The sequence below is a fragment of the Variovorax ureilyticus genome (assembly GCF_037889935.1).
Lineage (GTDB): Bacteria > Pseudomonadota > Gammaproteobacteria > Burkholderiales > Burkholderiaceae_C > Variovorax > Variovorax ureilyticus.
Genome location: NZ_JBBKZU010000008.1, coordinates 65,278 through 91,203, shown reverse-complemented (window position 1 = coordinate 91,203; position 25,926 = coordinate 65,278). Strand labels below are relative to the sequence as shown.

29 protein-coding genes are annotated in these 25,926 nt (G+C 67.7%); 18 read left to right on the top strand and 11 right to left on the bottom strand.

The genetic code is table 11. From position 1 onward, the window contains the following. Position 1: 1 nt before the first annotated feature. The gene (locus WKW77_RS19185; RefSeq protein WP_340358462.1) at positions 2-655 is read right to left on the bottom strand and encodes a BON domain-containing protein; all 654 of its coding nucleotides are present in this window, start codon (positions 653-655) and stop codon (positions 2-4) included. A 218-nt stretch (positions 656-873) separates the two neighbouring features. Here WKW77_RS19185 and WKW77_RS19180 point away from each other — a divergent pair, with 218 nt between their 5' ends. Both WKW77_RS19180 and WKW77_RS19175 read left to right on the top strand, forming a co-directional pair. After that, positions 874-1,716, top strand: coding sequence for a universal stress protein (locus WKW77_RS19180; RefSeq protein ID WP_340358461.1), 843 nt, complete (start codon positions 874-876; stop codon positions 1,714-1,716). A gap of 26 nt (positions 1,717-1,742) precedes the next feature. Beyond that, positions 1,743-1,958 (top strand): hypothetical protein, encoded by a 216-nt coding sequence (locus WKW77_RS19175; protein ID WP_340358460.1) that lies wholly within the window; start codon positions 1,743-1,745, stop codon positions 1,956-1,958. Positions 1,959-2,008: 50 nt separating this feature from the next. Here WKW77_RS19175 and WKW77_RS19170 read toward each other — a convergent pair whose 3' ends face one another. Then, the gene (locus WKW77_RS19170; protein ID WP_340358459.1) at positions 2,009-2,830 is read right to left on the bottom strand and encodes a universal stress protein; all 822 of its coding nucleotides are present in this window, start codon (positions 2,828-2,830) and stop codon (positions 2,009-2,011) included. Here WKW77_RS19170 and WKW77_RS19165 point away from each other — a divergent pair. Continuing rightward, a complete protein-coding gene (locus tag WKW77_RS19165) occupies positions 2,829-4,451 on the top strand; it encodes a trypsin-like peptidase domain-containing protein (RefSeq protein ID WP_340358458.1) in 1,623 nt (540 codons plus the stop codon). The two genes, WKW77_RS19170 and WKW77_RS19165, sit on opposite strands and share 2 nt — an antisense overlap. A 55-nt stretch (positions 4,452-4,506) precedes the next feature. Here WKW77_RS19165 and WKW77_RS19160 read toward each other — a convergent pair whose 3' ends face one another. Continuing rightward, on the bottom strand, positions 4,507-5,343 hold the full coding sequence (locus tag WKW77_RS19160; protein ID WP_340358457.1) for a L,D-transpeptidase: 837 nt from the start codon (positions 5,341-5,343) through the stop codon (positions 4,507-4,509). 22 nt (positions 5,344-5,365) lie between these two features. Then, positions 5,366-6,994, bottom strand: a complete 1,629-nt coding sequence (locus tag WKW77_RS19155) for a mechanosensitive ion channel family protein (protein WP_340358456.1) — start codon at positions 6,992-6,994, stop codon at positions 5,366-5,368. 134 nt (positions 6,995-7,128) lie between these two features. On the opposite strand from WKW77_RS19155, the gene WKW77_RS19150 reads away from it, so the two are divergent. Together WKW77_RS19150 and ppk2 are read left to right on the top strand one after the other, a co-directional pair. Then, the gene (locus WKW77_RS19150; RefSeq protein WP_340358455.1) at positions 7,129-7,461 is read left to right on the top strand and encodes a hypothetical protein; all 333 of its coding nucleotides are present in this window, start codon (positions 7,129-7,131) and stop codon (positions 7,459-7,461) included. Between the two features lie 12 nt (positions 7,462-7,473). Further along, positions 7,474-8,352 carry a polyphosphate kinase 2 gene (gene ppk2 / locus WKW77_RS19145; protein ID WP_340358454.1) on the top strand — a complete coding sequence of 293 codons (879 nt, stop codon included), beginning with the start codon at positions 7,474-7,476 and terminating at the stop codon, positions 8,350-8,352. An 18-nt stretch (positions 8,353-8,370) separates the two neighbouring features. Here the strand turns inward: ppk2 and WKW77_RS19140 are convergent, their stop codons facing one another. Then, positions 8,371-8,859 (bottom strand): hypothetical protein, encoded by a 489-nt coding sequence (locus WKW77_RS19140; RefSeq protein WP_340358453.1) that lies wholly within the window; start codon positions 8,857-8,859, stop codon positions 8,371-8,373. A 175-nt stretch (positions 8,860-9,034) separates the two neighbouring features. Between WKW77_RS19140 and WKW77_RS19135 the strand changes: the two genes are divergently transcribed. The 7 genes from WKW77_RS19135 (at position 9,035) to WKW77_RS19105 (ending at position 13,519) form a co-directional block, all read left to right on the top strand. Beyond that, the gene (locus WKW77_RS19135; RefSeq protein ID WP_422823231.1) at positions 9,035-10,459 is read left to right on the top strand and encodes a DUF2252 domain-containing protein; all 1,425 of its coding nucleotides are present in this window, start codon (positions 9,035-9,037) and stop codon (positions 10,457-10,459) included. Between the two features lie 124 nt (positions 10,460-10,583). Then, positions 10,584-11,144, top strand: coding sequence for a BPSL1445 family SYLF domain-containing lipoprotein (locus WKW77_RS19130; RefSeq protein ID WP_340358452.1), 561 nt, complete (start codon positions 10,584-10,586; stop codon positions 11,142-11,144). Positions 11,145-11,246: 102 nt separating this feature from the next. Continuing rightward, the gene (locus tag WKW77_RS19125; RefSeq protein WP_340358451.1) at positions 11,247-11,810 is read left to right on the top strand and encodes an arsenate reductase/protein-tyrosine-phosphatase family protein; all 564 of its coding nucleotides are present in this window, start codon (positions 11,247-11,249) and stop codon (positions 11,808-11,810) included. A gap of 33 nt (positions 11,811-11,843) precedes the next feature. Continuing rightward, on the top strand, positions 11,844-12,428 hold the full coding sequence (locus WKW77_RS19120; RefSeq protein ID WP_340358450.1) for a hypothetical protein: 585 nt from the start codon (positions 11,844-11,846) through the stop codon (positions 12,426-12,428). 99 nt (positions 12,429-12,527) lie between these two features. Beyond that, the gene (locus WKW77_RS19115) at positions 12,528-13,061 is read left to right on the top strand and encodes a universal stress protein (protein ID WP_340358449.1); all 534 of its coding nucleotides are present in this window, start codon (positions 12,528-12,530) and stop codon (positions 13,059-13,061) included. A 100-nt stretch (positions 13,062-13,161) separates the two neighbouring features. Further along, entirely contained in the window at positions 13,162-13,356 is a 195-nt protein-coding gene (locus WKW77_RS19110) for a YgaP family membrane protein (protein ID WP_340358448.1), read from the top strand. 10 nt (positions 13,357-13,366) lie between these two features. Next, positions 13,367-13,519, top strand: a complete 153-nt coding sequence (locus WKW77_RS19105; RefSeq protein WP_340358447.1) for a hypothetical protein — start codon at positions 13,367-13,369, stop codon at positions 13,517-13,519. On the opposite strand, the gene WKW77_RS19100 is transcribed toward WKW77_RS19105, so the two are convergent. The 3 genes from WKW77_RS19100 to WKW77_RS19090 form a co-directional block, all read right to left on the bottom strand. Next, entirely contained in the window at positions 13,506-14,174 is a 669-nt protein-coding gene (locus WKW77_RS19100) for an ABC transporter ATP-binding protein (RefSeq protein ID WP_340358665.1), read from the bottom strand. The genes WKW77_RS19105 and WKW77_RS19100 overlap by 14 nt on opposite strands. Positions 14,175-14,187: 13 nt before the next feature. Continuing rightward, positions 14,188-15,363, bottom strand: a complete 1,176-nt coding sequence (locus tag WKW77_RS19095; protein ID WP_340358446.1) for an ABC transporter permease — start codon at positions 15,361-15,363, stop codon at positions 14,188-14,190. Between the two features lie 68 nt (positions 15,364-15,431). After that, positions 15,432-16,766, bottom strand: a complete 1,335-nt coding sequence (locus WKW77_RS19090; RefSeq protein ID WP_340358445.1) for an efflux RND transporter periplasmic adaptor subunit — start codon at positions 16,764-16,766, stop codon at positions 15,432-15,434. A 161-nt stretch (positions 16,767-16,927) separates the two neighbouring features. Between WKW77_RS19090 and WKW77_RS19085 the strand changes: the two genes are divergently transcribed. Then, positions 16,928-18,967 (top strand): PAS domain S-box protein, encoded by a 2,040-nt coding sequence (locus WKW77_RS19085; protein WP_340358444.1) that lies wholly within the window; start codon positions 16,928-16,930, stop codon positions 18,965-18,967. Positions 18,968-19,044: 77 nt separating this feature from the next. On the opposite strand, the gene WKW77_RS19080 is transcribed toward WKW77_RS19085, so the two are convergent. After that, positions 19,045-19,551: a CBS domain-containing protein gene (locus tag WKW77_RS19080; protein WP_340358443.1), complete on the bottom strand. Its 507-nt coding sequence runs from the start codon at positions 19,549-19,551 to the stop codon at positions 19,045-19,047. A gap of 200 nt (positions 19,552-19,751) precedes the next feature. Here WKW77_RS19080 and WKW77_RS19075 point away from each other — a divergent pair, with 200 nt between their 5' ends. The 4 genes from WKW77_RS19075 to WKW77_RS19060 are packed head-to-tail and all read left to right on the top strand — an operon-like array spanning position 19,752 to position 23,231. After that, positions 19,752-20,852, top strand: coding sequence for an ABC transporter permease (locus WKW77_RS19075; protein ID WP_340358442.1), 1,101 nt, complete (start codon positions 19,752-19,754; stop codon positions 20,850-20,852). 14 nt (positions 20,853-20,866) lie between these two features. Beyond that, positions 20,867-21,679, top strand: a complete 813-nt coding sequence (locus WKW77_RS19070; RefSeq protein WP_340358441.1) for an ABC transporter ATP-binding protein — start codon at positions 20,867-20,869, stop codon at positions 21,677-21,679. Then, a complete protein-coding gene (locus WKW77_RS19065) occupies positions 21,664-22,602 on the top strand; it encodes an MlaD family protein (RefSeq protein ID WP_340358440.1) in 939 nt (312 codons plus the stop codon). The genes WKW77_RS19070 and WKW77_RS19065 overlap by 16 nt, the downstream gene beginning before the upstream one ends. Further along, positions 22,599-23,231 carry an ABC-type transport auxiliary lipoprotein family protein gene (locus WKW77_RS19060; protein ID WP_340358439.1) on the top strand — a complete coding sequence of 211 codons (633 nt, stop codon included), beginning with the start codon at positions 22,599-22,601 and terminating at the stop codon, positions 23,229-23,231. Before WKW77_RS19065 ends, WKW77_RS19060 begins: the two co-directional genes overlap by 4 nt. A 12-nt stretch (positions 23,232-23,243) precedes the next feature. Here the strand turns inward: WKW77_RS19060 and WKW77_RS19055 are convergent, their stop codons facing one another. Further along, positions 23,244-24,749 (bottom strand): thymidine phosphorylase family protein, encoded by a 1,506-nt coding sequence (locus tag WKW77_RS19055; protein WP_340358438.1) that lies wholly within the window; start codon positions 24,747-24,749, stop codon positions 23,244-23,246. Between the two features lie 34 nt (positions 24,750-24,783). Next, positions 24,784-25,296 (bottom strand): universal stress protein, encoded by a 513-nt coding sequence (locus WKW77_RS19050; protein ID WP_340358437.1) that lies wholly within the window; start codon positions 25,294-25,296, stop codon positions 24,784-24,786. A 102-nt stretch (positions 25,297-25,398) separates the two neighbouring features. On the opposite strand from WKW77_RS19050, the gene WKW77_RS19045 reads away from it, so the two are divergent. Then, positions 25,399-25,899 (top strand): NUDIX hydrolase, encoded by a 501-nt coding sequence (locus WKW77_RS19045; protein ID WP_340358436.1) that lies wholly within the window; start codon positions 25,399-25,401, stop codon positions 25,897-25,899. Positions 25,900-25,926 lie beyond the last annotated feature (27 nt).

Sequence of the window (25,926 nt, the reverse complement as noted above, 5' to 3'; positions counted from 1 at the left end):
TTCAGCTTTCCACCAGCAGATGGTTGATGACGCGTCCGACGCCCGGAGCGGCCATCGCGGCACCCTGCGCCGCCGTCCGCTCGGCCCACGAATGCACCTTTCCGGACAGCGTGACCACGGCGTTGTCCACGGCGATGTCGATGTGTTGCGACTCGCGATGGGCTTGACGCAGAAGCGCCTGCTCGATGTTCCGCTGGATGTCGGCCGGACTGAATCGAGGGCGCACCGCAATCCGGTTCGTGACGCCGACCACGCCCACCAAAGACTGCACGGCCGTCTCCGCGGCGTGGCTTTGATAGGCCCATTCGACCTCGCCTTCGAGCGTGATCCAGCCGTTCTCCACCAGCGGACGAATCTTGCCGTCCGGCACCAGCACATGCCATTGAAGCGCACGCTCGGCCGCGCTCGCGAGGTCGGTGTCGACACGCTCGTGGCCGGTGGGCATCCGGACGCTCATCTCCACTGCGACGGCGCGTACGCCATGCACCCGCTGGACTGCCCGTTCGATCGCTCGCTTCTCTGCGTAGCTCGTGACCGGGCCCGAGAGCGTCACCACCCCCTCCTTCACGGTGACGCCGACGTCGGTCGACGTGACCGCAGGGTCGTAGTCGAGTTCGGCCAACACATCGCTTCGGATCTTGACATCGGACTTCATGAGGCTCCTTTCGCTTGAAGCATGCGAGGCGCGAAGTCCCTCGCTGCAGTCAATGTAGGAGCCGCGGGTGTGCATCGGCTTGTGCTGGATCAAATGGCAGCGTGACAGTCGACCTCACCCCCCGCGAGGCGCCAGCGGAGGCATTGACGCAGATCAACAGGCAACTGCGCCGTCGCGCCTAGCATGAATCTCTCGCGTACCTACTCGAAAGGACGGCCGTGAGCTACAAGACGATCCTGGTCCATCTCGACAACAGCGGCCGTACCGCGGCGCGCATCGCCTTCGCCGGGGCACTGGCGAACGAGCACGGTGCGCACCTGGTCGGCCTGCTTCCCACAGGGCTCTACGAGGGTTCGATCCCGGCCGGCATGATCGACACGGGCGCCAGCGACTACATCGCCGAATCGGCCGCCTATCTCAAGCGCCGCGCGGACAGCGTCGCCGACGTTTTCCGTACCCGCATGGAAGCGTGGCCATCCGTCTCCTTCGAGTTGCGGCAGGTGGACGGGCTGGCCACGGACGCCCTGATCGATCATGGACGGACCAGCGATCTCGTGCTGCTCGGGCAGGAGGGCGGCGGCGGACGGACGGACACGCCGTCCCACGGCCTCGTGGGCGAAGTGATGCTCGGCCTTGGACGACCGGTGCTGGTGGTGCCGTACGCGGGCGAGTTCAAGGCAAGCCCGCGCCGCATCGTGGTCGCGTGGAACCGCTCGCGCGAAGCGGCACTCGCGCTGGATGCCGCCCTTCCGCTGCTCAGGCGCGCAGACCAGGTCACGCTGCTGCAACTCGCCGGGAAGAACGAGGATGAGCGCGCCAATCCGCTTCTGCAACTGCATCTCTCGGGCTGGCTCGACCGGCACGGCGTCGCGGCGACGATCGATCGCCTGGTCTGCGACGTGCCGATGTCGGATGCGTTGCTGTCGCGCATCTGCGACCTGCAAGGCGACTTTCTCGTCATGGGCGGCTATGGCCACTCGCGCGTACGCGAACTGGTTCTCGGCGGCATGACGCGCGGCATCCTGGAACACATGACCGTGCCAGTCCTCATGGCGCATTGAACATTTCCCTAGCGAAGAGGCTCCCCGTGAATCAACCTGTATCGCCCAAGGCGCGTCCCCAAGACGCCTTCCTGCTCGCCGCACTCGGGTGGCAACACCTGTTTCAGGATTCGGCAGGAAAGCTCCAGCAGGCGCAGCTCCATGCCTGGGGAGCGATGACGCAAACCTTCATCGGCCTCTACCAGGATGCCTGGGACAGCTGGACCGCCCGGTTCGGTGGTGGCGTGCCCCTCGACGGTTGAGCTCGTCACACCATGCGACTGGCGATCGCATGCGACTCGCTCTCAGGAGATCAATGCGCCATCAGCACGGGCAAGGTCATCGATCGGAGAATCGACCGCGTCGCCCCGCCGACCACCCATTCGCGTGCGCGGCTGTGACCGTAGCAGCCCATCACCAAGAGATCTGCACCCACGTCCGCCGCGAGCGACAACAGGCGCTCACCGACCTCACTGTCGTCCGCCCCGCCCACCCGTACCGAGGCCTCGACCCCCTGGGCCCGGAGATAGATCTGCAGGCTGCGCAGTGAAGCATCGGCCGCATCGCCGTACCCGACCACATGCACGGCGCGCGCAGTCGCGAGCCACGGCAGCGCGGCTGTCACAGCGCGAGCGGACTCGCGCGTCTCCTTCCAGGCGATGAGCACGGTTTGCCCGACTTCCTTCACTGTCCCTGCGTACGGCACGATCAACGCGGGCTTGCCACATTCGACAAGCACACTGGAAATGAAGTCCGGCGGCAGGTCGGCGGCGGCTGAATCCTCTTCATTGCGTTGGCCCAGCACCAGCAGATCCGCATACAGCGCCCGCCGGGAAAAGGCCCAAGGCTCGTCGCCCCTCGGCTCTTCCCAATGCATGCGCGGCGAGCCGCCGGCGGCATCCTCGAAGAGCGTGAGTGCCCTGTCCCGGCAATCCTTGTCGAGCGCTTTCATCATGGAGATGGCTTCGGGCGCGGTCGTCAATGCGAAGGGATAGCGCATCAGGGCCGTCATCGCGCACGGCAGTCCCGTCACCTCCGCTTCGAAGGTGTCCGCCAACGCGCGTGCGAGCCCGATGCGCACCGAGGCGCGCGGGGAACCGTCGAGATGGAGCAGGATGGATTTCGGGGTTTGCATGGCAGTCACCTTCAGGGCTTTCGTCATCGAAGCAGTCTGCGCCCGGGTTCGACGCGACGCCTTGATGCAGCGCAAGGCTGCCGGCGTCCTGGCCCCTGACCATCGAACGACCATCGAGGTCCCTCCCGTCGACATGCACGCCGCTGCCCGCTTCCGTTTTCGCCTGGCGCTCCTTGCCCTGAGTTGCCTGCTGGGCGCCTGCGCATCCCAAAGCCCGCGCGCGCCCGTCCAGTTCGCCAGCACCCCCGCCGCGGCGGAGTACGCCGTGCCGCCTGCACCCGCGTTCGCGTCGCTGGTGGCCAGCCGCCGCACGAGCGTGGTGGACATCAGCACGCTGGCGATCGGGCGCCAGGCCCGGGATGCGGCCAGTGACGACGTTGAAATCGAGTTCGAACCCGAGATGGACTTTTCGGACCAGCTCGCGCGGCCGCTGGCGGCCAGTGCCCGCATCAGCCAGATCCGTGACCTGGCTTCCGGCGTGACGCTGAGCAGCGACGGCCTGATCCTCACCGCCGCCCACGTCGTCGCCAACGTCGACGAGATCCGCGTCCGGCTGGATGACGGACGCGTCTACTTCGCCCGGGTGGTCGGCATCGACCGCCCCACCGACGTGGGCTTGCTGAGGATCGATGCGAAGGGCCTCACCCCTGCGCCGATCGGCGACTCCTCCACGCTCTCGCCCGGCGACTGGGTTGCCGCCATCGGCGCACCCTTCGGCTTTCACGGCAGCGTGACGGCAGGCGTCGTGAGCGCCGTCGACCGGTTCATCGGCGCCGCCGGCGTGCCCTACATCCAGACCGATGTCGCCATCAATCCGGGCAGCTCGGGCAGCCCCCTGTTCAACAGCCGCGGCGAAGTCGTCGCCATCAACTCGCTGATCTACAGCGGCAGCGGCGGCTACATGGGGTTGTCCTTCTCGGTGCCGATCAATGCCGCCATGCAGGTCGCCACGGAACTCAACGCGACCGGCCACGTGCGCCGCGCACGCATCGGCGCGGAGTTCCAGGAAGTCACGCCGGCGCTGGCGCAGGCCTTCGGGCTGTCCGACGCCGCGGGCGCGCTCGTCGTGCGCGTGGACGCGCGCGGTCCCGCGCAGGCCGCCGGCCTGAAACGCGGCGACGTCGTGACCGCATTCGACGGGGCGCAGGTCGCCCGCTTCACGGACCTCCTGCAGCGAATCGCCACGCAGCCACCCCGCAGCCGCCATGTCCTGGACGTATGGCGTGAAGGCGGACAGGTTCCGATCCAGGTCGTGCTCTCGGAAAGCGTGGCCCGGGAGAGCGTCCTGCGGCCGGACAGCGTCGATGAATGGGGCGACGGGTTGGGCCTCACGCTCGGCGAATTGCCGGCAACGCAGCGCAACCAGTTCGGCATCGACGGCGGCCTGATGGTCCGCGAGGCCGTGGGCGCCGCGCGCAGCGAGGGCCTGCGCCCCGGGGACGTCGTCGTGGCCCTCAACAACACGCGGCTGGACCACGTCGACGACTACCGGCGCGCAGTGGCGAAGGTCCTTCCCGGTCGAAACGTCGCGCTGCTGGTGATGCGCGATCGCCGGCTGGTGTATGTCGCGGTGCGTCGTCCGTCCCTGACGGAAGCCACGGGCGCGATCGGGAACGAATGAAATCGGACCATCGGGCCCCCGTCGCCGCGCGGCGGAGCGCCGTCTCCGCGTCCCTTCAAGGTCGAGCCGCCCTGTCCGCGCGCCCTTTCGGCGCTGGCCGCGGTACGGACCACGGCGGCCGCCGGCTCCGGCCGCTGTCCACGATGACGACGTAGCGCCCCGGGTCTGCCACCGTTTCGCGGTCCTCCTTCAAGACCCACAGGACTTCGCCTTCGGCCGCAAGCCGCTCGTACTCGGCGTCCAGCACCCCGTAATGGTCCAGCAAGGTGTTGAGCGTGGCGGGAATGCGGACACATCCCTTGGACTGCGCGCTGCCAAGGCGATGTTCGAGCGAATCGGGCTCCGTGGCGTGCATCTGCAGCCGCATGTCGATCGTCGCGCGATCGCCCCAGCCCTTCGGCGCGCGTTGCCAGCCCAGGTCGTAGACACGCATGCCCTTGCGGCCATAGCCGCGGATCCCGTTGCTGTTGAAGGTGCCCTCGGCGCGAAAGTCCGGATTGGAAGGCGAATGCTCGAACACGCCCGCGGGCGTCTCGAAATGATCGAAGGTTCCGGGGCGCCCCGTGGACACCGGCGATGCGCCGATGAAGCGGTACTCGCCGACCGCCGAGCGCCAGAAGAGCAGCACGGCCTGCACCTTGGGGTCGCGATCGACCACGAGCAGGTACTGCGCGCCGGACAGGTCCGCTTCCGCGCCGCGCAGTGCCGTCTCGGCAAGCGTCTGGTAGCGCCTCACTTCGTCACCGGGCACCGGGAGCGCGCGGTCCACCTGGCGGCTGTAGAGCGCCACCAGCTCACGGGGAGATGCAGGCGCCGCACCCAGTGCGGCCATCGAGAGGAAGAGGCCAGCGGCGCCGACGAGCGCCAGGACAGGCGTGCAGCATCTTTTCATTCGGCAACCCAAACGCCAGGCACTAGCCCTGCCGAGCTGCAGGAACCGGCGACACAGGTGACGCCGGTGCTGCATACCACTGGGCCTTCGGCACCACCACCGAATGCTCCGGCTGGCCCAGGAAGTGCGGCGACATGATCTGAACGCCGTGCTCGTTGAAGGCATCCTGGATGCTCGCGTGCAGGGCCGACAGGACCGGGATGCGGTCCGCCGGCTTTTCGATGCTGGCGAACAGCTCGTACTCCACGTAGAAGTCCGACAGCGCGCGCTGGTAGACGTAGGGCGCCGGGGTCGGGCGCACGCCGGCTGTCCGGCTCGCCGCTTCGATCAGCAGCGCGTGCACCTGGCGCCAGGGCGCGTCGTAGCCGATGGTCACTTTGGTGCTGAGGAGCGTGCCGTGGGTGCCGGCGAGCTTGGAATAGTTGTGAATGGGACTGGCGATCACCACCGAGTTGGGGATCGTGATCTCGTCGTTTCGCACGTTGGTGATCTTGGTTGCGAGTGCGGACACCTCGGTGACGACACCCTGCACTCCATTGATGTCGACGAAGTCGCCCTTGTGAAGCGAACGCGAGTAGACGACGACCATGCCGCTCATGAGTTGGGTCACCAGCCCGGTCGACCCCAGCGTGACCATCAGGCCGAACAGCACCGACAGTCCCTTGAACACGTCGCTGCTCGCGCCGGGCAGAAACGGATAGGCCACCGCGATGCCCACACACCACGCGAAGAGCGTGAAGATGCGACGGGTGGCGCCCACCGTTTCGGGATGGAACAGCGGCAGGCGCAGGCGTCCCTGCTGCAGCGCATCGAACAGATAGCCGAGCAGATCGACGATCGCGCGCGTCAACGCGAGCACGATCAGAACCGTGGCAAGCCCCGGCAGGCTTTCCAACACGCCTTCGGCCAGCCACGAAAGCTTCAGAAGAAGCCAGTCGCCCAGGTCATTCGCGATGGGCGCCGTGGCAACGAAGCTGGCCAGCACGAAGTGCGCCCAGGAATAAGTGAGCGCGAGCACGACGAGCCACTGAAGCACCTGCAGAACGCCGACGACGAGCCGCGCCAGGAATTCGCGCCAGTCCACGTAGGAGAAGCGGGCCGCCAGGACATCGCGCCTTTCTTCCATGAACCCCACGATCCGGGTCATGCCCCGGTGGGCTCCCCAGACCAGGATGCAGAAGAGCAAGGTTGCGCCGATCGCCCGCGCCACCCCGCGAAGCAGAACGGGCCTGCTGCGCATCTGTACCCACGCAACATGGACTTGTTCCATGCGTGACCGCGTCTGTTCGACGAGCGCGTCGAGATCCTGCTTGGACTCGGGTTCCGCATCGCCCTCCACCACGGAGAACAGCGGGAGATCGCCAAGGAGGAACTGCACGCCGCGCGCATCGCCGGACTGGAACCGCACGGTGTTGATCGGCAAGGCGATGGCCTCGTCCGGCAGCGCCTGGATCCGCTCGCGGGCGCGCCGCACCCGCGCCTGCGGCGTCATGCCCGCGATACGCGCACGCATCGTGACGATCTCGCGATTCATGATGCGCAGCGTCGCCGCTTCGTCCTGCTGCACTGCGTCATTTCCCACGGCACCCCAGGCAGCGGTTGCCGCCAGCAGCCAGGCGGCGAGGACGGCCGCCCACTTCAAAGTCGTCATGCGCATGGTCCCGTCCAATTGCGGTGTCGATCGATGCTAGGACGGGCCACCTCGTTGCCGATTGATCTGGATCAATCCGCACCGGCCGGCCGAGCGCTGCAATCGAACGACTGTTTCACAACAATGGAGACGCCATGACCGAAAAGCTCGATGACCTGAAGACCTGGACCCACCAGATCGACGACGTCATGCACGAGATCGTGCGCGAAGCCGCGATCTGCGACGTGAAATTGCTGGACCCCGGTGTGATCGAAGCCGTGCTGCAGAACAACGAATCGGTGTGCGGCCACGACAACCCCCGGGCGTTCAAGAAGCTGCGCGACATGCTGATGCTGGGATTCATCATGCGCGACAAGGTCTACGAGAAGCTCGGCCCGGTCGAGACGGAAGAACTCATCGGCGCCATTCGCGACAAGCTGCGCCAGCGCATGGGCAGCAGGCTCGGCGGCAGTTCGACGGCTTCGTGAGAGGAGCCCCACATGAAGACGACGCGAAAGACCGACACTTCCGACGAAGCCGCCGCGCCGCAGGTCGCACAGCCGGCCAAGCCAGCTCCGGACGCCACGGCCAAGGACGGCAAGCGCGAGCAGATCTCGAACAAGGACTACGAGAAGGCCCTGCGCAAGCTGCACGTCGAACTCGTGAAGATGCAGGAATGGGTCATTCGCAAGGGCCTGAAGGTCTGCATCGTCTTCGAAGGACGCGACGGCGCCGGCAAGGGCGGAACGATCAAGGCGCTGACAGAGCGCGTGAGCCCGCGCGTCTTCCGCGTCGTTGCGTTGCCCGCGCCGACCGAACGGGAGAAGTCCCAGATGTACATCCAGCGCTATCTGCCGCACCTGCCGGCCGCCGGCGAGGTCGTCATCTTCGACCGCAGCTGGTACAACCGCGCGGGCGTGGAGCGCGTGATGGGCTTTTGCACCGAGGAGCAGGTCGAAGGCTTTCTCGAGATGACGCCGCTGGTGGAACGGGCCATCGTCGCCTCCGGCGTGATCCTCCTCAAGTACTGGCTCGAAGTGACCCCTGAAGAGCAGACGCGCCGGCTGCAATCGCGCGTGAAGGACGGGCGCAAGACCTGGAAGCTCTCGCCGATGGACCTGAAGTCGTACAGCCGCTGGTACGACTACTCGCGCGCCCGCGACGCGATGTTCGCCGCGACCGATACGGGCTTCGCGCCCTGGTACGTCGCGCCATCGGACGTCAAGAAGAAGGTGCGTCTGAACATCATCAGCCACATCCTCGAACAGGTGCCCTACAAGGATCTGCCGCACGAGAAGATCGTTCTGCCCAAGCGGCAGAAGCGCGGCGACTATCACGAGTCCCACTATTCCTTCAAGGTCATCCCCGAAAAGTACTGAGGCCCCGGCGCGCGCCCGCTATCGGAGAAGCCTCATCGCCCGCAGGCTGAGCGCGCGCGCCATCGCATACGGCAGGCAGATCAGGACCGGGCCCAGGACCACGGCGGCGCCGGGATAGACCCTGCCGTAGATCAGGAACTGCGCGATCACGTCGAACACGATCGACATGGCCACCAGATCGCGCACTGCGGCCAGCCCGCTCTTCAGAAGCGCCTTGCGGTCATCCGCCCCCGTCAGCAGCGCATACAGGTAGGGCAAACGTCCGGTCTGCGCGTCGATCCGTCCTCCGCGAATTCCGAGGAAGACGGCAACCGCCGGCTGCAGGATGAAGCGCATCCGCCCCGGTCCGGTGAACCGCTGGGGAAGATCGTCCAGGAACTGGTGGGAGAACAGGTAGATGCGCCCGGTCTCGAAAGTGTCGACGACCGCGGATGGCAGCGCGGCCAGCAGCACCAGCCCGGCAACGACGGTAACGACCGTGCTCAACGTGCTTCGGCTGAATTTCATCTTGCACCTCGGCGGACTGCGGATGCTGCGGATGATGTGCCGCATTTCGGCGCAGGGCTTGCGCCCGAGCAAGCTTCCCCACGCAGCGCCCTTCCCGGTTTGATTCAAATCAACTTATGCGCCGCGCGGGGCTCTAACCTTCTTCGACTGATGGCCCGATCCCGAAGGAGTCGCAATGAAGACCAAGTCCGAAAAGCCGGCGCAGAGCGCCGAGGAAACGCATGGCGCCCTCCAGTACATGAATGCCGATCAGCGAGCGGCCCAGGGTCGGAAACTGCGCGACAAGGTGCCTCGCGCCTCGCACGCCGGATGGGCCGAACCGCGGAACCGCCGCGATCCCCTCGAAATCCTTCTTCGATCGAACGAAGGCCGTATTCCTGAACTCGTGCCGATCCGGTTCGGCCGGATGTCGGCGTCTCCCTTCGCGTTCTATCGGGGCACGGCCGCGCTCATGGCGGCAGACCTCGCCACGACGCCGGTCAGCGGCCTGCGGGTGCAGGCGTGCGGCGATGCGCACCTCATGAACTTCGGAGGCTTCGCCACGCCCGAGCGCAACGTCATCTTCGACGTGAACGACCTGGACGAAACACTGCCCGCGCCGTTCGAGTGGGACCTGAAGCGGCTCGCGGCCAGCGTGGTCATCGCGGCCGAACACCTGATGTTCCCCAACAGCGACACGGCGCGCGTCGCTGCCGACGTCGTCAAGGAGTATCGCGAGCGGATGTTCGACTACGCCGGGATGCGTGCGCTGGACATCTGGTACGACAAGATCGACTTGCGCAAGTACGCCGACCGGGCGGGCGATCCGGACGTCGTGGCCGATGCGCGCAAGCGCCTGGCGGAACGAATCGAAACCGAGCAGCGAAAGACGGTGGCCGACCACCTCTATCCGAAGCTGGTCTCCGAGGAGGGAACGCTCCCCCGCATCAAGGACGACCCGCCCCTGATCTACCACCCGAACCTCGAGCAGGCGCCCGGCCTCGAGTCCGGGTACACGGATGCCATTGCCGGTTACCGCAAGAGCCTGCCTGAGCACGTCCAGACGCTCTTCGACCGGTTCCATTTCGTCGATCTCGCCGTCAAGGTGGTGGGCGTGGGAAGCGTCGGCACGATGTGTTCCGTCTGTCTCTTTCTCGCCGGGGACGGGGATCCGCTGTTCCTGCAGGTGAAGGAAGCGCGGGCCTCCGTGCTCGAGCCCTATGCCGGCAAGAGCCGGCATCCGAACCACGGACAGCGCGTGATCGCGGGCCAGCGCCTCATGCAGGCGGCAAGCGACGTGTTTCTCGGCTGGACGCAGGGAATGAACGGTCGCCACTTCTACATCCGGCAGCTGCGGGACATGAAGATGTCGGCCGTCATCGAAGACTGGGACGTGGGAACCCTGCGCCTGTACGGACGCATGTGCGCGCGCGCCCTCGCGCGCGCGCATGCCCGCTCCGGCGACCCGGCGGCCATCGCGGGATACATGGGGTCCGGCCAGTCCTTCGAGGACGCCGTGGGCGAGTTCGCAACCGAATACAGCCAGCAGAACCGCAAGGACTATCGCGCCTTCCTCAAGGCGATCCGCTCGGGAAGGATCGAGGCGATCGTCGAGACCTGAAGGCTTCGGGCCACGCAAGGGCCCCGCTCATCGCCGAGTCGGTTGATCTGGGTCAACGCCTGCGGGGTCGCGGCGCGATGCAATGGGACCGACAGCTTCCGGCAAGGACAAGAAGGAGAAAGTCATGGACAAGCGTTCATTCCTGGCACTCGGCCTTTCGGGGCTGATCACTGCCGCATGTTCCAGCACCTCCAATTCGGGCGATGCGGCGTCCAAGCGCAGCAGCATCGACGTATCGGTCGATTCGGCGTTGACCAACCTCCACGCCCAGGTGCCCGGCTCGCGTGAACTGACGACCAAGGCGAAAGGCGTGCTGGTGTTTCCATCCGTGATGTCCGCCGGCCTGGGCATCGGCGGTTCCTACGGTCAAGGCGCATTGCGCGTCGGCGGCAAGTCGGTCGGCTACTACAGCACGACCGGCGCAGCGGTCGGCTTCCTCGCCGGCGCCGATTCGAAGGCCGTCTTCCTGCTGTTCATGACGCAGCAGGCGCTGGACAAATTCGTCGCCAGCAGCGGCTGGACAGCGGGTGCCGATGCGTCGGTCACCATGGCGAAGGCAGGTGCAACCGCCAGCATCGACACCCAGACCGCGCAGCAGCCGGTCATCGGATTCGCATTGAGCAACGCGGGCCTGATGGCCAACCTGAGCCTCGATGGCACCAAGGTCAACAAGTTGGCCTTGTGAGGCGCAGATGAAGCTCGCACGACGCGCTGCGGCCGTGCGGGTCCCGGCATGGATGGCACTCGATCAGCCCTGCCGAGGTCCTCATCGAGCGGCGTGACGACCATGAAGACCATGGCGCAAGGTCAGGGTTCGATCGGCGGCAGCGCGACGGGAGCGAGGATGACCCGCGTCAATCCGCAGCGCTTCGTCGTGTTCTTCGTGTCGCAGCGATGTTCCTTGCGAAGCGTCCTGGCCGAGGCATGCTTGACGCATCTCTGCGAAAAACGCTTCGCCGCGTATTCGTGCGGCAATCCGCACCGCCTTGCACACGAGGTCCATCCCGCCGCCGTCAACGCCCTCGCGGGCGCGAACATCTCCCTCCGATCGCAGCCGCGCCGGAGTTGGAATGACCTGTCCAGCCTGGGCGCACCCAAGGCGGATTTCGTCATCACCCTGGACGAAGACACGCTGCCCAGGCAGCCAAGATGGCCGGGCCAGCCCAATTCCGCGCTGTGGGCACTGCCCGACATCGCCGAGATCTCCGACCCTGAAGCGCTCGCTCATGCGTCGATCCAGACGCTGTATGTTCTCCGGCGGCGGCTGGAATTGCTGGTCAACCTGTCGCTGCGCAGCGCAGACCGGGCGGCATTCCAGATGGACGTGCGCGACATGGCTTTCATGCCCTAGCCGCACGGACGTCTTTCCCACCAAGGCCCTGACATGCAGATCCTGAGCCGACTCTTTCACGAGACCAGCGCCGAGAGCGAACGGCGCGACGACGAACTCGATGCACTGGTCATGCGCGTGCTTCGCATCAACCCCTGCCTCCGCCGCGCGCGTGGACATGAAGAGCGCCTGCGAACGGCATTGGCCTGGTGCGTCGGTTTTCTGGGCGAAGTCACGAACGCCATGGCCCTCTCCCGGGTGATGTCGCGCAAGGAGATCGTCGATCGCCTCGTCGACCAATTGGCCATCGAGGCGCTCCGATCGATCGTGAAGGAAGCCGACCGGCGCCACATGCTCGACTGCGAACGCGCGTTGCTGGCCGACCGGATCGAGATCCTGCAACGGATGGGCATCGGCACGAGTTCGACGGCCGGCGACGGACCACGGGACCCCACCAGACAGACCCCGATCGACGCTCGGCTCGACCGGAGCGACCTCGAACTGCGCGGTCTCGGCTTGCTCTCCGACGCATTCGACGACCAGCTCGATCGCTTCTGCAACGTGTTCTTTCGGCCGGACGCCCACATCCATGCCGGGGCGAAGCAAGTGCACCTCCGGCAGACAGCCGCGCACGCCTGACGGTCCGACACGTCGCTCGCGATTTGCGCAGCGTCAAGCCGCGCGGCTTTCTGCTGCAGATACTGGATTCTTCCGGACACCATTCGCAAGGAGTCTTCCATGTATCAGAACATCCTCGTTCCCGTCGACGGCAGCGCAACATCGATGCAGGGTCTCGAGCAGGCCATCGCGATGGCGCGGCTCACCAACGGCCGGATCCGGCTGATCCATATCGTCGACGAGCTGTCTTTCGCGCTCGCGGCGGATGCCTATGCGGCCTACGCCGGCGACTGGCTGAGCGTGCTGCGCGAGAACGGCAGCAAGCTGCTGCAGGAGTGCCTGCAGAAGGTCGAGGCCGCCGACATTTCCGTGGACACCGTGCTGCGCGACAACCTCGACGGATCGGTACACGACATCGTGACGAAGGAAGCCGCGGCCTGGCCCGCCGACCTCATCGTGTTGGGAACCCACGGCCGGCGCGGGGCAAAACGGATGCTCCTCGGCAGCAGCGCCGAGAACATCCTGCGGACGGCACCCGTCCCGGTCCTTCTGGTGCGCGCGCCCGAGACCGCGTCGCCGGACGAGAGGAAGACCGCGGCCGAGGGCGAGCCCATCCGCGTCCATCTGCCCAGCGGGGCGCTGTCGTTCGAATGAACGCGGGCGGCCTGCCGATCGAACATTGATCCCCCTCAATGTTCCGACCGCCGCCGCGGCGCACGATCGCATGGCAATCATTCATGAAGGAGCCATCGCCATGAGTCGCAATGTCGGAACCCTCGATCGCGTGCTGCGCATCACCTTGGGACTGGTGCTCATCGCACTGGCCTCCGCCGGCACGGTGGGCGCGTGGGGCTACGTCGGCCTCGTGCCGCTGCTGACCGGCCTGGCGGGGCGTTGCCCGGCCTATTCGCTGTTCGGCATCCGCACCTGCGGCGCGGGCCAGGCTTGATGGGCACACCATGAAACTCACATCGCCGCCGTCGTCGCGGGCAGCACCGGCCAGGGGCGCCGCCTCCTTCGCATGGACGCTCGCCGCGACGCTGGCCCTGCTGGGTGCGGCGGTGCTCTGGCTCGCGTTCGACGCCTTGATCTCCCTCGTCACGCGGGATTGAGCAGCCGCCCATCGACGACCTGCACGATGCGGTCGCATCGCTGGGCGAGCGTCGCATTGTGGGTGACGAACAGGACGGCCATTCCCTCCTTCCGATTGGCTTCGTGCAGCAACGCGAACACCGCATCCGCTGCCTTCGTATCGAGATTGCCGGTCGGCTCGTCGGCCAACAGCAGACGCGGGTTCATCGCCAGCGCGCGCGCCACCGCCACCCGCTGCTGCTGACCGCCGCTGAGATTGGTGGCCAGATTCCCGCGCCACTTCGAAAGCCCCACGCTGTCCAGCAGTTCGCTTGCCCGGGCGGCCATGCCCTGGTCGATGAAGCCGGCGCTGCCGATCATCGGCATCATCACGTTCTCCAGCGCCGTGAAGCCCGTCAGCAGGTTGTGGTACTGGAAGACGAAGCCGATGCTGTGCCCGCGCAGGCGGGTAATCGCACGGTCGTCGAGGCCCACGGTTTCTTCGCCGCAGATGCAGAGTGATCCGGCGGTCGGCCGGTCGAGCAGGCCGATGATGTTCAGAAGCGTGCTCTTGCCGGAACCGGACGGCCCCATGACAGCGCAGAACTCGCCGGGCACCACATCGAGGTCGATGCCGTGCAGCACCTCGGTCTCGATCGGCAGGCCGACGTTGAAGGCCTTGCGCACACCGCGCATCCTGACGACCGGCTCAGCCACGGATCGCCACCACGGGATCGAGACGCGCCGCTCGCAGCGCGGGCGCGAAGGCGGCGGCCAGGCCGGTGAGGGTCGCCAGCAGCATCGCAGCGAGGAACAGGCCCGGCTCGATCTCCACCGGGAAGAAGGGCGTGCCGTCCGGATTGCGCGCATAGCGCTGCCAGAGCCACAGCGCCACCAGCGCCATCGCGCAGCCGCCCAGCGAGCCCATGAGGCCCAGCAGGCCGCCCTGCACCAGGAAGACCCGCAGCACCTGCCCGCGCGAAATGCCCATCGCACGCAAGATGCCGATCTCGCGCGACTTCTGCACCACCGACACCACCAGCACGCTGGCGATGCCGAAGGCCACCGAGAGCCCGACGAAGAAGCGGATCGTGGTGTTCGAGGTCTTCTGCGCCTGTACGGCGGTGAAGAACTGCGCATTGGTCGCGATCCAGCTGTCGGCCTCCACGCCGGTGGCAGCGGTGATCTGGCGGGCGATGTTTTCCGCGGCATACACGTCCTGCACGGTCACGTCGATGCTGGAGACACCGCCGACGAGGCCGAGCAGGCTTTGCGCCGTGCGCAGAGCCACGTAGGTGGTGCGCTGGTTGGCGCCCTTGTTGCCGAGGTCGAACAGCCCCGTCACCGTCAGCGTGTTGTCGCTGCCGGCGGCGGTCGAGACGCGCAGCTTGTCGCCCACGCCGACCCCCAGGTCGCTGGCGAGGTCGACGCCGATCAGGATGTCGGTGTTCGTCAGGCGCGGCGAACCGTGCACGATCTTCTCGGGAATGGCCACGATGCGGAAGTACACCTGTGGATCGACGCCGACGAGGTTGATCGCGCGACTCGCATTGCCGCGCACCACGAGCGCCGACCCGCTCGCGGCCGGCGACACCAGGACGACGCCCCGGATCGCCTGGATCTGCGCCGCGATCGACTGCCACTGGTCGATCGACCTGATCCGCTGCAGCGGTGGCTGCACGATGGCATCGTCATGCACGCCGCTCGCGGCGCTGCCCCGTTGGAGCACACGCGCGATCTCCTTGGGCGGCAGGAGCTGGATGTGCGACTGCGCCGTCAGGACGCGCCGGATGAAGTTCGCCTGCAAGGCGACCAGGAGTGCCGACATGAAGACGATCACCGCGACGCCGATCGCGATGCCGACGATGATCAAGGCCGTCTGCATGCGTCCCTCCCGAAGAAAGCGCAATGCGACGATCCATTCGAACGGAAGGCCGCGATTCATTGCAGGCCTCACGAGCCGGACTCGGCGCGCATCCGGGGCTGCAGTCGCGCGCCTTCGGCAATGCCGGGTGTCGACGCCGGGACAACCAGGTCACCGGGCTGCAAGCCCTCGAGCACCTCGCAAAGGCCGCCCGAACGCAGTCCGAGCTTCACATCCTGGCGCCTGGCGTGGTGCCCATCGACCTTGAGCACCCAGGCCCGGCCGCGATCGGCATCGCGCACCGCATCGCTCGCCAGAAGCAAGGCCTGGCTGCGGAACGCCGTGCGGATCTGCACCGACACCGTCATGTCCTGGCGCAGATAGGCCGGCGGATTCGGAACGTTCAGCTTCACCTCGACCGAGCCGCGTTGAACGTCCACGCCGGGATTGATGTAGGCCAGGTCGGCGGCGAAGTGCTGGTCGGCGTAGGCGTCGGCCGATGCCATGGCCTGCTGGCCCCTCGCGAGCAGCGCCAGGTTCTTCTCGTCGATCTGCACCACCAGCTGCGTTTCGCCGGCCGGCGAGAGCACCATGAGCGTCTTGCCCGGCTGCACCACATCGCCGGGTTCCACGGAACGATCGATCAGCGTACCGGCCACGGGCGCCTCGATGGTCGTGTACTTCAGGCGCGAATGCGCCACCGCGGCCGCTGCCTGCGCTTCGGCCAGCGCCGTCGTCGCCACGGCGTGGTCGCTGCCGCCGGGCTGCGCACTGGCGAGCTGCCGGCGGGCCGACCGCACCAAGGCGTCGCTGAGGTCCATCGTCTTCCTCAGGTCGTCCAGCGCGGCCTGGCCGATGAAGCCCTGCTCGCGCAGCGCCACGTTCCTGCGCCACTGTGCACGTGCGTTCTCCGCGCCGATCTCGGCCTGTCGCAGGGCCTGCGCGGCCACCGGCTCCTGCACTTCGCGAACGAGCCTCAGGCGCGCTTGCGCCTGCTGCACCGCCGCGTCGGCCTGCGCAGCGGCCGCAACCCATTCGGCATCGGCGAGCCGGATGAGCAGCTGCCCCGCTGCAACCTCCTGCCCCTCTTGCACCGGCACCGCCCTCACCTCGCCGGCGAGCTGCGCGCCGATGTTCACCCGGTGAGGCGCCTCGACATGGCCGCTCGCCACCACCGACTGGACGAAGTCGCCACGCACCACCGGCGTGACCGCCACGCGCGGCCCCCAAAGAAGGCGCGGGCCGAAGACGAGCCCCGCCGCGATCAGCGCCAGGGCGGCCAGCGCCGCCGGCGCACCGCGCCGGAGCCTCGCGAGGACACCCGGTTCCGGCGCTCGCGGCGACGCCGGCGCCGCGGGCTGCGAGGCTGCACGCGCGGCGAGGTCGCCGGGATGCACATCGGTGGACGAGGGATCGAGTTTCATGCGGCGGCGCCACATCGAAGCGGACACGCAGCCACTCTAGGTGGCGCGCCAAGGTCCGGCATGACGCAGATCAAGCAAACCGCGCCCGGGTCCGCCACCCCCGGGATCAGGCCTGCTCCCGTTGTCGTCCCGACGAGAGGGGACTACGATCCTCCGCGCCCATGAGAGAAGCCCACGAATTCGACGAAGGTACGGTCTTCCGGTCCCTGTTCGCGGCCTATCCGGATGCGCTCCTGCTGGTCGATCTGCAGGGCATCATCCGCCTGGCCAATCCCGCCGCGCTCGCCCTTCTGGGCTATGAGCGCGACCAGTTGCTCGGCCTCTGCGTCGATGTCCTCGTGCCCGACGCCATCCGGCCGCGCCATGCCGCATACCGGGATGCCTACGCCGACCATCCGCGCGCGCGCCCGATGGGCACGCAGATGGACCTGGTCGCGAAGCGGCGCGACGGGCGGGAGGTGATGGTCGAGATCGCCCTCAGCCCGCTGCAGGACCATGGCCTGCCCTACATCGTGGCGGCCATCCGCAACGTCACGGAATATCCGCGCGTCAAGCAGGCGCTTCAGCGCGCGCGCTATGCGGAGCACCTCGCCCGGTTCGGGCGCCTCGCCGTGGATGCCAGCGAATCGGAAAAGCTCCTGGCCGAGGTGCCGGCCGTCGCGGCCGATGCCCTGCATGTGGAGATGGCCGAGCTCCGGCTGCTGGAACCGGATGGGCTCAGCGTCCGGGTCGCCGCGGCCATCGGCCCGGATTCGGCGCAAAGGATCGGCCAGCGGCTCCCCATCGAAGCGGGCTCTGCGCTCGAAATCGTGCTGACCGAAGGCCGGGCCGCCGTGGCGGGCGACAGCGACGGCCACGGCGAGACGAGATTCCAGCTGACCCCCAGTGATCGCGAGGCGGGGGTCGTCTGCAAGCTGCTGGTGCCGCTGGCCGACCGGGGCCGGACGGTGGGCGTGCTGGCGGTCCGTTCGCGCAGCCGCTACACCTTCGGCGAGGACGAGCTGAACTTCCTCCAGTCGCTGTCGAGCATGCTGGCCACGGTCCTGCAGCGTGCCAGCAGCGAGGACGCGTTGAACCATGCGCAGCGCCTCGAATCGGTCGGCCAGCTCACCGGCGGCATCGCCCATGACTTCAACAACCTCCTGACGGTGATCTCGGGCAATCTCCAGATCCTGCGAGACGTGCCCGCATGCACCTCGGATCCGCTCGTGCAGCCGCTGGTCGACGCCGCCATCCGCGCGACGCAGCGCGGCGCCGAGCTCACCGCCAAGCTCCTCGCCTTCTCGCGCCGCCAGGTCCTGCAACCCACCGCGGTGGACCTCGGCGTTCTCCTTCGCTCCCTGACAGGCATGCTGCGCAGGACGCTGGACCAGCGCATCGCGATCGAACTCGACGTCGCCGTCGGCCTGCTGTGCGCAGCCGATCCCATGCAGCTCGAATCCGCGCTCCTGAACATAGCGCTCAACGCACGCGATGCGATGCCGAAGGGCGGCACCCTGAGGTTCACCTGCCAGCTCGCCGAGAAGATGCCGCCGGAACTCGAGGCCTCGGAGGCCACCAGGGAAGGCTTCATCGCCATCGCCATCTCGGACACCGGCGAAGGCATGCCCGAAGCCGTTCGGGAGCGGGCGTTCGAACCCTTCTTCACCACCAAGGAAAGCGGGCGCGGCACGGGGCTGGGCTTGTCCACCGTGTACGGCTTCGCACGCCAATCGAGAGGCGCGGCAACCCTCGAAAGCGCTCCAGGCCGCGGCACCACCGTCACTCTGTACTTGCCCCGTGCCGTGATCGACGACGTTCGGGCCGACGCGCAGGACGCGCAACCCGCAACAAACATCCCCAAGGGCCTGAAGGTCCTGCTCGTCGAGGACGACCCGGAAGTCGTCGATGTGGTGCGGCAGTTCCTGACCTCGCTGGGCCTGGAGGCGATGCCCTGCACAGACGGCCAGCAGGCGCTGCAGGTGCTGGAGCACCACCCGGTCGACCTGTTGCTGACCGACGTCTTCCTCGGGCCCGGCCTGCGCGGCACCGAAGTGGCCGCCAGGGCAAGGCGCAGGCATCCTGGCCTTCCGATACTCCTGATGTCGGGCTATTCGCGCGAACTGCTCGACGACCGCAACGAATGGGAAGTGCTGACGAAACCGTACACCCGCGCCGATCTCGAACGGGCGATCGGCCGGGCGCTCAAGCAGACCCTGTAGCCCATCGCAAATCGCAAGCTTGACGCGCATCGACGGCGCGTCTGGGGAAGATCAAGGCGCGCGGCGTCCCTGGCTCGTCATTTCACGCCGGTCCCGAAGGCGGGGAAGACCGGGCGCGGGCCGGCGGGTGCGGAAGTCGGCTTGCGTTCATTCTTTTCGCGCTCGATCCCGCCCCGCAGGGCGCGTGCGAGCTGCGCGAGTTCATCCGCGATGGCTGCCATCAGGTCCTCGGCGGCCACGAGCCCGACCACGCGGCCCGCCTCGTCGACCACGAGGACCCGGCGCACGCCCGACTTCTCCATGGCCGCGGTGGCTTCCTGGATGCTGGCGCTCCCAGGCACTGCGACGAGCGATTTCCTGGCGAGATCGCCCGCGCTCAGATTGCTGCCCGACTGGCCTCTTCCGACGACGTCGAGCGCGAGATCGCGATCGGTGAGGATGCCCGTGACCCGGGGCGGGTCCTCACCCGAGACGACGACCACCGAGCCCACGTGCTCTTCCGACATGCGTGCCGCGACTTGCGGGAGAGAGGCCGCAGCGGGAACGGCGACGACTTCGCGGCGGCACAGACTGGCGATGTTCATGGGATCTCCGAGAGTGATGTGTTGGAACTCCCACTCTAGGCAGCGCGTCCGGACACGCCATGACGAAGATCAATCCCGGCCCCTCCCCCGCCCCGAGATCGGTTCGAAGCCACACTTGACATGCGTCAATCCATCGCAGATTTCGATTCCTAAGATGGCCTGGTTCATTCAGGAGACAACGTTTGCAGGAGACCTCTCTCGTGGAACCGTCGCAAGCCAGCATGTCCCCGCTGGCGGATGGGGGTTGGTCGCTCGCCGGGAACTGGACGGTTCGCGGCCTGGGCGACATGCCGAACGTGCTCGATGCGCACGCCTGCGGTGCCGGCACGGTCGTCCTCGATGGCACGTCGCTCGGCGCCATCGACAGCGCGGGCGTGTGGGTGCTTCAGCGCTGGCTGCGTCGCCACGGCGCGGCGGCCGCGTTGCGCAACTGGCCACCGCGCGTGCAGACATTGATGACGCTGGTCGGCGAGCAGACCGATCGCCCCTTGCCGCAGCCGCCCGCGCGATCGCCCCTGGAGCGCCTCGGCCGTCTTGCCGAAGCCTCGGCACAGGAAACGCTCGGGCTTCTGCGCTTCATCGGACAGGCCGCCATGGCCGCGCTGGGCTTGCTGATGCGACCGCGCCGGATCCGCTGGCGCACCGTGTGGCGAAACGTCCAGATCGACGGCTTCGACGCGCTCCCGATCATCGGACTCACCTCGTTCCTGCTCGGCGTGGTCGTCGCCTACCAGGGCGCGGACCAGCTCAGGCACTACGGCGCCAACGTGTTCGTGGTCGATCTGGTCGGCTACGCGATGCTGCGCGAGTTCGCCCCGCTCATCAGCGCGATCATCATCGCCGGGCGTTCCGGTTCCGCCTACGCGGCCCAGATCGGCACGATGGTCGTGACCGAGGAAGTCGATGCGATGCGGACCATCGCGATCGACCCGATCGAGCTGCTCGTTCTTCCGAAGGTGCTGGCGCTTGCCATCGCGCTGCCGCTGCTCACCGTCTTCGCGGACGTGACGGGCGTCCTGGGCGGCATGGTGATGGCGCGCGTGCAGCTCGACATCGGCTTTCCGGAGTTCATCGATCGCTTCGGCCGCGAGATGCAAGGGTCCACGCTGCTGGTGGGCGTGGGCAAGTCGCTGGTGTTCGCGGTCGTGATCGCGCTGATCGGCTGTTTCCAGGGCTTTCGCACCCGCGGCAGCGCCGACAGCGTGGGCCGGCAGACGACGAAGAGCGTGGTGCAGTCGATCTTCCTGGTGATCGTGGCGGACGCCCTCTTCTCCGTCGCGTTCAACCTGCTGGACCTGTAGGGCCGCGTGGACGCATGGCACCGCCGACCGACACCGTGATCGCGATGAACAAGGTCTGCACGCGCTTCGGCAGCCACGCGGTGCACACCGACCTCGACCTCGAAGTCCGGCGCGGCGAGATCCTCGCGATCGCGGGCGGCAGCGGCTCGGGCAAGTCGGTGCTCATGCGCGAGATGATCCTGCTGCAGCGGCCGACGTCGGGATCGATCCATCTCTTCGGCCACGACATCGAGACACTCACACCGCCGCAGGCCCATGCCCTTCGCCTGCGATGGGGCGTGATGTTCCAGCACGGCGGCCTGTTCGGCGCGCTCAACGTGCGCGAGAACATCGGGCTGCCGCTTCGCGAGCACAGCCGGCTCGATCGCGCGCTGATCGACCGCATCGCCGAGTGGAAGCTGTCCCTCACCGGCCTGCCGCCCGATGCCGGCCTGAAGCGGCCGGGCGAATTCAGCGGCGGCATGCTCAAGCGCGCGTCGCTGGCGCGCGCGATCGCGCTCGACCCCGAACTGCTGTTTCTCGACGAGCCCACCTCCGGGCTGGACCCCGACAGCGCCGCAGGCGTGAGCGAACTGATCCTGCGCACGCACGCGCTGTACGGATTGACGATCGTGATCATCACGCACGACCTCGATCTGCTGTGGCAGGCCTGCGACCGCGTGGCGATCCTCGGCGAAGGTCGGGTGCTGGCGAGCGGCTCGATGGAAGACCTGTCGAGGCACGACCACCCGATCGTGCGCGGCTATTTCGATGGCCCGCGGCAGAGGGCGGCCGCATCGGCGGCGCATCGCCAGCGCGAGATGGAGACGCCATGGACGACAAGGTGAACTACGCACTGGTCGGCGCCTTCGTGCTGCTGCTCGGCGCGGTGCTCGTGGCCGGCGTGCTCTGGCTGGCCGCCGGCGCGCAGGGTGGCAAGCACTACGGCACCTACCAGTCGATCATGCGCGAGTCCGTGGCCGGGCTGAACGTGGATGCGCCGGTCAAGTACCTCGGCGTCGACGTCGGCAAGGTCAAGGAGATCGCGATCGATCCCGCCGATCCGGGCCAGGTCCGCCTGCGCTTCCTCATCGAGCAGGGAACACCGATCAAGACGAACACCGAGGCGGTCCTCAAGACGCAGGGGCTCACCGGTATCGCCTATGTCGAACTCGGCGGCGGCACGGCGGATTCGCCGCCGCTGCGCGCAGCAAGTGCCGACGACATTCCCACCATCCCCTCCAAGCCCTCGCTGAGCACCCGGCTGGAAAGCGTGCTCTCCACCGTGCTTGCCAGCGTGGACCGCATGTCCACGAACATGAACGCGGTCTTCGATGCCGAGACGCGGGCCGCGCTGAAGCAGATGCTCGGCGACACCGCGGCCCTGACCCATACGCTGGCGGCTCAGCAGGCCGCGATCTCCAGCGGCATCGCGGACGCGGCGCGCACCGCCCAGAACACCGCCCGTGCGAGCGAGCAGCTCGGCCTTGCGATCGAGCGCATCGCGAAGGCCGCCGATTCGGTCGACAGGATGGCCGCCAAGGTCGACACGGCGAGCGAGCGCGTCGGCCGCAGCGTCGAGACAGCGGCCGGCAGCATCCAGGCGATCGGTACGGACGCCGCACCCGCGCTGGCGAATCTGCTCGGCGAGATGAACCAGCTCGCGGCGTCTTTGCAGCGCCTGAGCGAACAGACGGAACGCAATCCGAACAGCCTGCTGGTGGGCGCACCCGTGCCCAAACCCGGTCCCGGCGAAAGGCCTCGCCCATGACCCGACCCGCCCATCCCGCAATGGCCGCCATGCTGGCCGCCACCTTGCTTCCGGCGCTCCTGGGCGGTTGCGCCAGGTCGCTCCTGCCGGAGCCGGTCGCTTCGCCCGCGCTTTTCGCGCTGTCCGGCGAGACCGATCCCCGCGCCGCGACGGCGCCGGCGGCGACCGCGCGCACGTTGATCGTCAATCTCCCGCGCGCCGCGCCGGGCTTCGACACGGCGCGGATCGCCTACGTGCGGCGTCCCTATGAGATCGAGTATTTCGCGCACAACCAGTGGGTCGACACCCCGTCGAACATGCTCGCGCCGAAGATGGTGCGCGCCATCGAAGGCACGGGCGCATTCCACGCGGTGCTCGGCAGTCCCACCTCGGCGATCGGCCAGTTCCGGCTGGAGACCGAGATCGTGCGACTCCAGCAGGACTTCTCGACCACACCCAGCCAGGTGCGCCTCACGCTGCGCGCGGTGCTCATCGACACCGCGACGCGCAAGGTCGTCGCGAGCCGCGAGTTCGATGCGCGGGTCGATGCGCCCACGGACGATCCCTACGGCGGCGTGATCGCCGCGCAGCAGGCGGTCAGTCGATTGGTGGCCGAACTGGCGTCGTTCTGCGCCGATTCGGTCCGATGAGCGCCCGCCCCCTCATGCGTCCGCCTCGAGGCGGACGACCGGCAACTGCGTGCGCATGAAATTGAGCGCGTAGTGCAGGCCCCCCGGGCTCACGGCGTGCAAAGTCAGCAGGGGCTGGGCGACCTCGACACGGTCCCCCGGCTGCACGTGAAGAACCGCCCCCGCGGAGGGATCGCGCGGCGCTCCGGCCAGCTTGGCCGCGCGCGCCAACAACCGCGTGTCGATCGCTGCCACCGTGCCGCTGGCATGCGCGACGACGACGTGCGTGTGGCTCGCCCGGGGCGGCACCCGCAGGCCGCCCTGCGCTTCGCAGATCGCGATGAACTTCGCAAGCGCCCGCCCGTCGTCGAGCACCTCGCGTGCCATCGACCGGCCCGTGCCATCGGGCGCCCTGCCGGCCATCTCCAGGACCCATCCGGCCAGCACCAACGCGCGCTCGCGCAGATCCTGCGGCGCGCCGGGTGCGCGTTCGAGCACCGCCATGACGTCCATGGCTTCCAATGCGGGACCGATGCCGCGCCCGACCGGCCGGGTGCCATCCGTCGCAACGGTGCGCACCTGCAGGCCGAGGGCGGCGCCGACCGTCACGAGGCCTTTCGAAAGCACCTCGGCGGCGGCGGCGCTCCGGACCTTGGTCTGCGGGCCGACCGGCAGGTCGATCAGCACCCGCTGCGAACCCACGGCCGCCTTCTTGGAGAGGATCGACGCGATGAGCAGGCCGTGGCTGTCCAGGCTCAGAGGCCGCTCCACGCGGATCAGGATGTCGTCCGCGGGGCTGATCCGGGTGTTCCCGCCCCAGACGATGCAGCCGTGCTCGCGCTCCACCACCCGGCGCATCGCGGCCAGATCGAGGTCCACCGGCGCAAGAACCTCCATGGTGTCGGCAGTGCCGGCCGCGGAGGTGATCGCACGCGAGGAAGTCTTGGGCATCGTGACGCCGCAGGCCGCGACGATCGGCACCACCAGCAGCGTCGTCCTGTTGCCGGGGAGGCCGCCGATGCAATGCTTGTCCATGACCGGCGTCTCGTCCCACGTGACGCGCTCCCCCACGTCGATCATCGCGCGCGTGAGCGCCACGGTTTCCGGGACGTCGAGCCCGTCGCCCGCACAGAGCGTGATGAGCGACGCAAGATGAATGTCGGCCACGCGCCCGTGGCTCACGTCGTCCATCAGCGCGCGCAAGGCCTCGTAGGTGAAAGGACGCCCATGCACCTTGCCGCGCAGATGGGCGACCGACTCCAGCACCGGTGGATGCCGCACTTCCACGAGGTCGCCGTCCGTCGCGCCGAGCGTGGTCCAGGCGATGTCCGACAGCGCGATCTCGTCGCGCGCGAGCCAGTCGCTGCTCACGTGATGCAGGATCGCCAGCAGGTGCCGGCCGTCGTCGATCACTTCCACCTGCGCCTGCGCCTCGAAACCCTCGGCGCGGCACACGTGGCAGTCGCTGCGCATGTAGACGACGGGCTGCTGGTAGGTGTCGATGCCGGCACGGCGGACATGCAGCCGAACGAAGGTCATGCCCGCCGCCCGCGCGCCGGTGGCCCCGGCCGCCTCATTCGCCGGCCATGGCGAGGGCGGAAGCGGTCGCGCGCAATAGTTCGCCCGAGGCGTCCTTTTCGTCCGGCGCACGGACCAGCAGGACCGGCACGGGTGCGACGCGCAGGATGCGTTCCGCGTCGCTGCCCAGCATCAGCCGCTTCGCGCCGCGCCGCCCGTGCGTGCCTAGCACGATCAGGTCGGCGCCCCATTCGCGCGCTTCCGCCGCGACCCCTTCGGACAGCGTGCTCGGAAAGGTCTCGCGAAGGCGCGTGTCAGCCTCCACGCCCGCGGACTGCGTCAAGGCCAGTGCGGCATCGAGGATTCGCTTGGATTCGATGCGCATGGCCCTCAAGGCTTCGTCGCCGTAGGCCGACTCGCTGCCCATCGCGAGCGCGAACGAAAGCTCGTCGACGACATGGAGCAGCCGCAGCCGTCCATCGGTCAGCTTCGCGATCCGGATGGCTTCATCAAGGCCGCCTGTCGATGTCGGGCTGCCGTCGACTGGAACAAGGATTCGCTGGTACATGGCGTCTTCCTTCAGACTGGATCGGAAGACACAGTATTCGCGCCTCGTGCGTGCGCGACTTGACGCAGCGCAAGCCCTGCGAAGGTGGTCCAATCGATGCCGATGGCCACACGAAGCGCAGGGCTGCTCATGTACCGACGCATGCACGGGTCGCTCGAGGTGCTGCTCGTGCACCCGGGCGGGCCGTTCTGGGCGAAGAAGGACGAGGGCGCGTGGTCCATCCCCAAGGGCGAATACGACAGCGCGACGGAAGATGCACTGGCCGCAGCGAAGCGGGAATTCACCGAGGAGACCGGGTTTCATCCGGGCCCGATGCATCGCAGCCTCGGCGAATCTCGGATGCGCAGCGGCAAGCTCATCGCCGCATGGGCCTTCGAAGGCGACTGCGACCCTGCGGCGATGGTGTCGAACACCTTCGAACTCGAATGGCCGCCGCGCTCCGGGCGGTACGCGCGCTTTCCCGAGGCCGATCGCGCTGCCTGGTTCACCGCCGGGGAGGCCGTTCGCCGCGTGCATCCGGCGCAACGGGTGTTCATCGAGCGGCTCGACCATCTGGTCGCGCCCGACACGCGGCACGCGCCAGGAACCCGTTCCTTGCGATAGCGCAAGCGCCGCGGGCACCACCCGCAT

What these genes read in the sequence shown, in the direction of transcription:
- WKW77_RS19045 (WP_340358436.1), top strand. Translation starts at nt 25,399, where the DNA reads ATGGCCACACGAAGCGCAGGGCTGCTCATGTACCGACGCATGCACGGG.
- WKW77_RS19155 (WP_340358456.1), bottom strand. Translation starts at nt 6,994, where the DNA reads ATGACGACTTTGAAGTGGGCGGCCGTCCTCGCCGCCTGGCTGCTGGCG.
- WKW77_RS19105 (WP_340358447.1), top strand. Translation starts at nt 13,367, where the DNA reads ATGAAACTCACATCGCCGCCGTCGTCGCGGGCAGCACCGGCCAGGGGC.
- WKW77_RS19125 (WP_340358451.1), top strand. Translation starts at nt 11,247, where the DNA reads ATGAAGACCATGGCGCAAGGTCAGGGTTCGATCGGCGGCAGCGCGACG.
- WKW77_RS19080 (WP_340358443.1), bottom strand. Translation starts at nt 19,551, where the DNA reads ATGAACATCGCCAGTCTGTGCCGCCGCGAAGTCGTCGCCGTTCCCGCT.
- WKW77_RS19090 (WP_340358445.1), bottom strand. Translation starts at nt 16,766, where the DNA reads ATGAAACTCGATCCCTCGTCCACCGATGTGCATCCCGGCGACCTCGCC.
- WKW77_RS19085 (WP_340358444.1), top strand. Translation starts at nt 16,928, where the DNA reads ATGAGAGAAGCCCACGAATTCGACGAAGGTACGGTCTTCCGGTCCCTG.
- WKW77_RS19160 (WP_340358457.1), bottom strand. Translation starts at nt 5,343, where the DNA reads ATGAAAAGATGCTGCACGCCTGTCCTGGCGCTCGTCGGCGCCGCTGGC.
- WKW77_RS19060 (WP_340358439.1), top strand. Translation starts at nt 22,599, where the DNA reads ATGACCCGACCCGCCCATCCCGCAATGGCCGCCATGCTGGCCGCCACC.
- WKW77_RS19170 (WP_340358459.1), bottom strand. Translation starts at nt 2,830, where the DNA reads ATGCAAACCCCGAAATCCATCCTGCTCCATCTCGACGGTTCCCCGCGC.
- WKW77_RS19070 (WP_340358441.1), top strand. Translation starts at nt 20,867, where the DNA reads ATGGCACCGCCGACCGACACCGTGATCGCGATGAACAAGGTCTGCACG.
- WKW77_RS19130 (WP_340358452.1), top strand. Translation starts at nt 10,584, where the DNA reads ATGGACAAGCGTTCATTCCTGGCACTCGGCCTTTCGGGGCTGATCACT.
- WKW77_RS19100 (WP_340358665.1), bottom strand. Translation starts at nt 14,174, where the DNA reads ATGCGCGGTGTGCGCAAGGCCTTCAACGTCGGCCTGCCGATCGAGACC.
- WKW77_RS19055 (WP_340358438.1), bottom strand. Translation starts at nt 24,749, where the DNA reads ATGACCTTCGTTCGGCTGCATGTCCGCCGTGCCGGCATCGACACCTAC.
- WKW77_RS19065 (WP_340358440.1), top strand. Translation starts at nt 21,664, where the DNA reads ATGGACGACAAGGTGAACTACGCACTGGTCGGCGCCTTCGTGCTGCTG.
- WKW77_RS19165 (WP_340358458.1), top strand. Translation starts at nt 2,829, where the DNA reads ATGGCAGTCACCTTCAGGGCTTTCGTCATCGAAGCAGTCTGCGCCCGG.
- ppk2 (WP_340358454.1), top strand. Translation starts at nt 7,474, where the DNA reads ATGAAGACGACGCGAAAGACCGACACTTCCGACGAAGCCGCCGCGCCG.
- WKW77_RS19140 (WP_340358453.1), bottom strand. Translation starts at nt 8,859, where the DNA reads ATGAAATTCAGCCGAAGCACGTTGAGCACGGTCGTTACCGTCGTTGCC.
- WKW77_RS19115 (WP_340358449.1), top strand. Translation starts at nt 12,528, where the DNA reads ATGTATCAGAACATCCTCGTTCCCGTCGACGGCAGCGCAACATCGATG.
- WKW77_RS19095 (WP_340358446.1), bottom strand. Translation starts at nt 15,363, where the DNA reads ATGCAGACGGCCTTGATCATCGTCGGCATCGCGATCGGCGTCGCGGTG.
- WKW77_RS19135 (WP_422823231.1), top strand. Translation starts at nt 9,035, where the DNA reads ATGAAGACCAAGTCCGAAAAGCCGGCGCAGAGCGCCGAGGAAACGCAT.
- WKW77_RS19050 (WP_340358437.1), bottom strand. Translation starts at nt 25,296, where the DNA reads ATGTACCAGCGAATCCTTGTTCCAGTCGACGGCAGCCCGACATCGACA.
- WKW77_RS19120 (WP_340358450.1), top strand. Translation starts at nt 11,844, where the DNA reads ATGCAGATCCTGAGCCGACTCTTTCACGAGACCAGCGCCGAGAGCGAA.
- WKW77_RS19150 (WP_340358455.1), top strand. Translation starts at nt 7,129, where the DNA reads ATGACCGAAAAGCTCGATGACCTGAAGACCTGGACCCACCAGATCGAC.
- WKW77_RS19110 (WP_340358448.1), top strand. Translation starts at nt 13,162, where the DNA reads ATGAGTCGCAATGTCGGAACCCTCGATCGCGTGCTGCGCATCACCTTG.
- WKW77_RS19185 (WP_340358462.1), bottom strand. Translation starts at nt 655, where the DNA reads ATGAAGTCCGATGTCAAGATCCGAAGCGATGTGTTGGCCGAACTCGAC.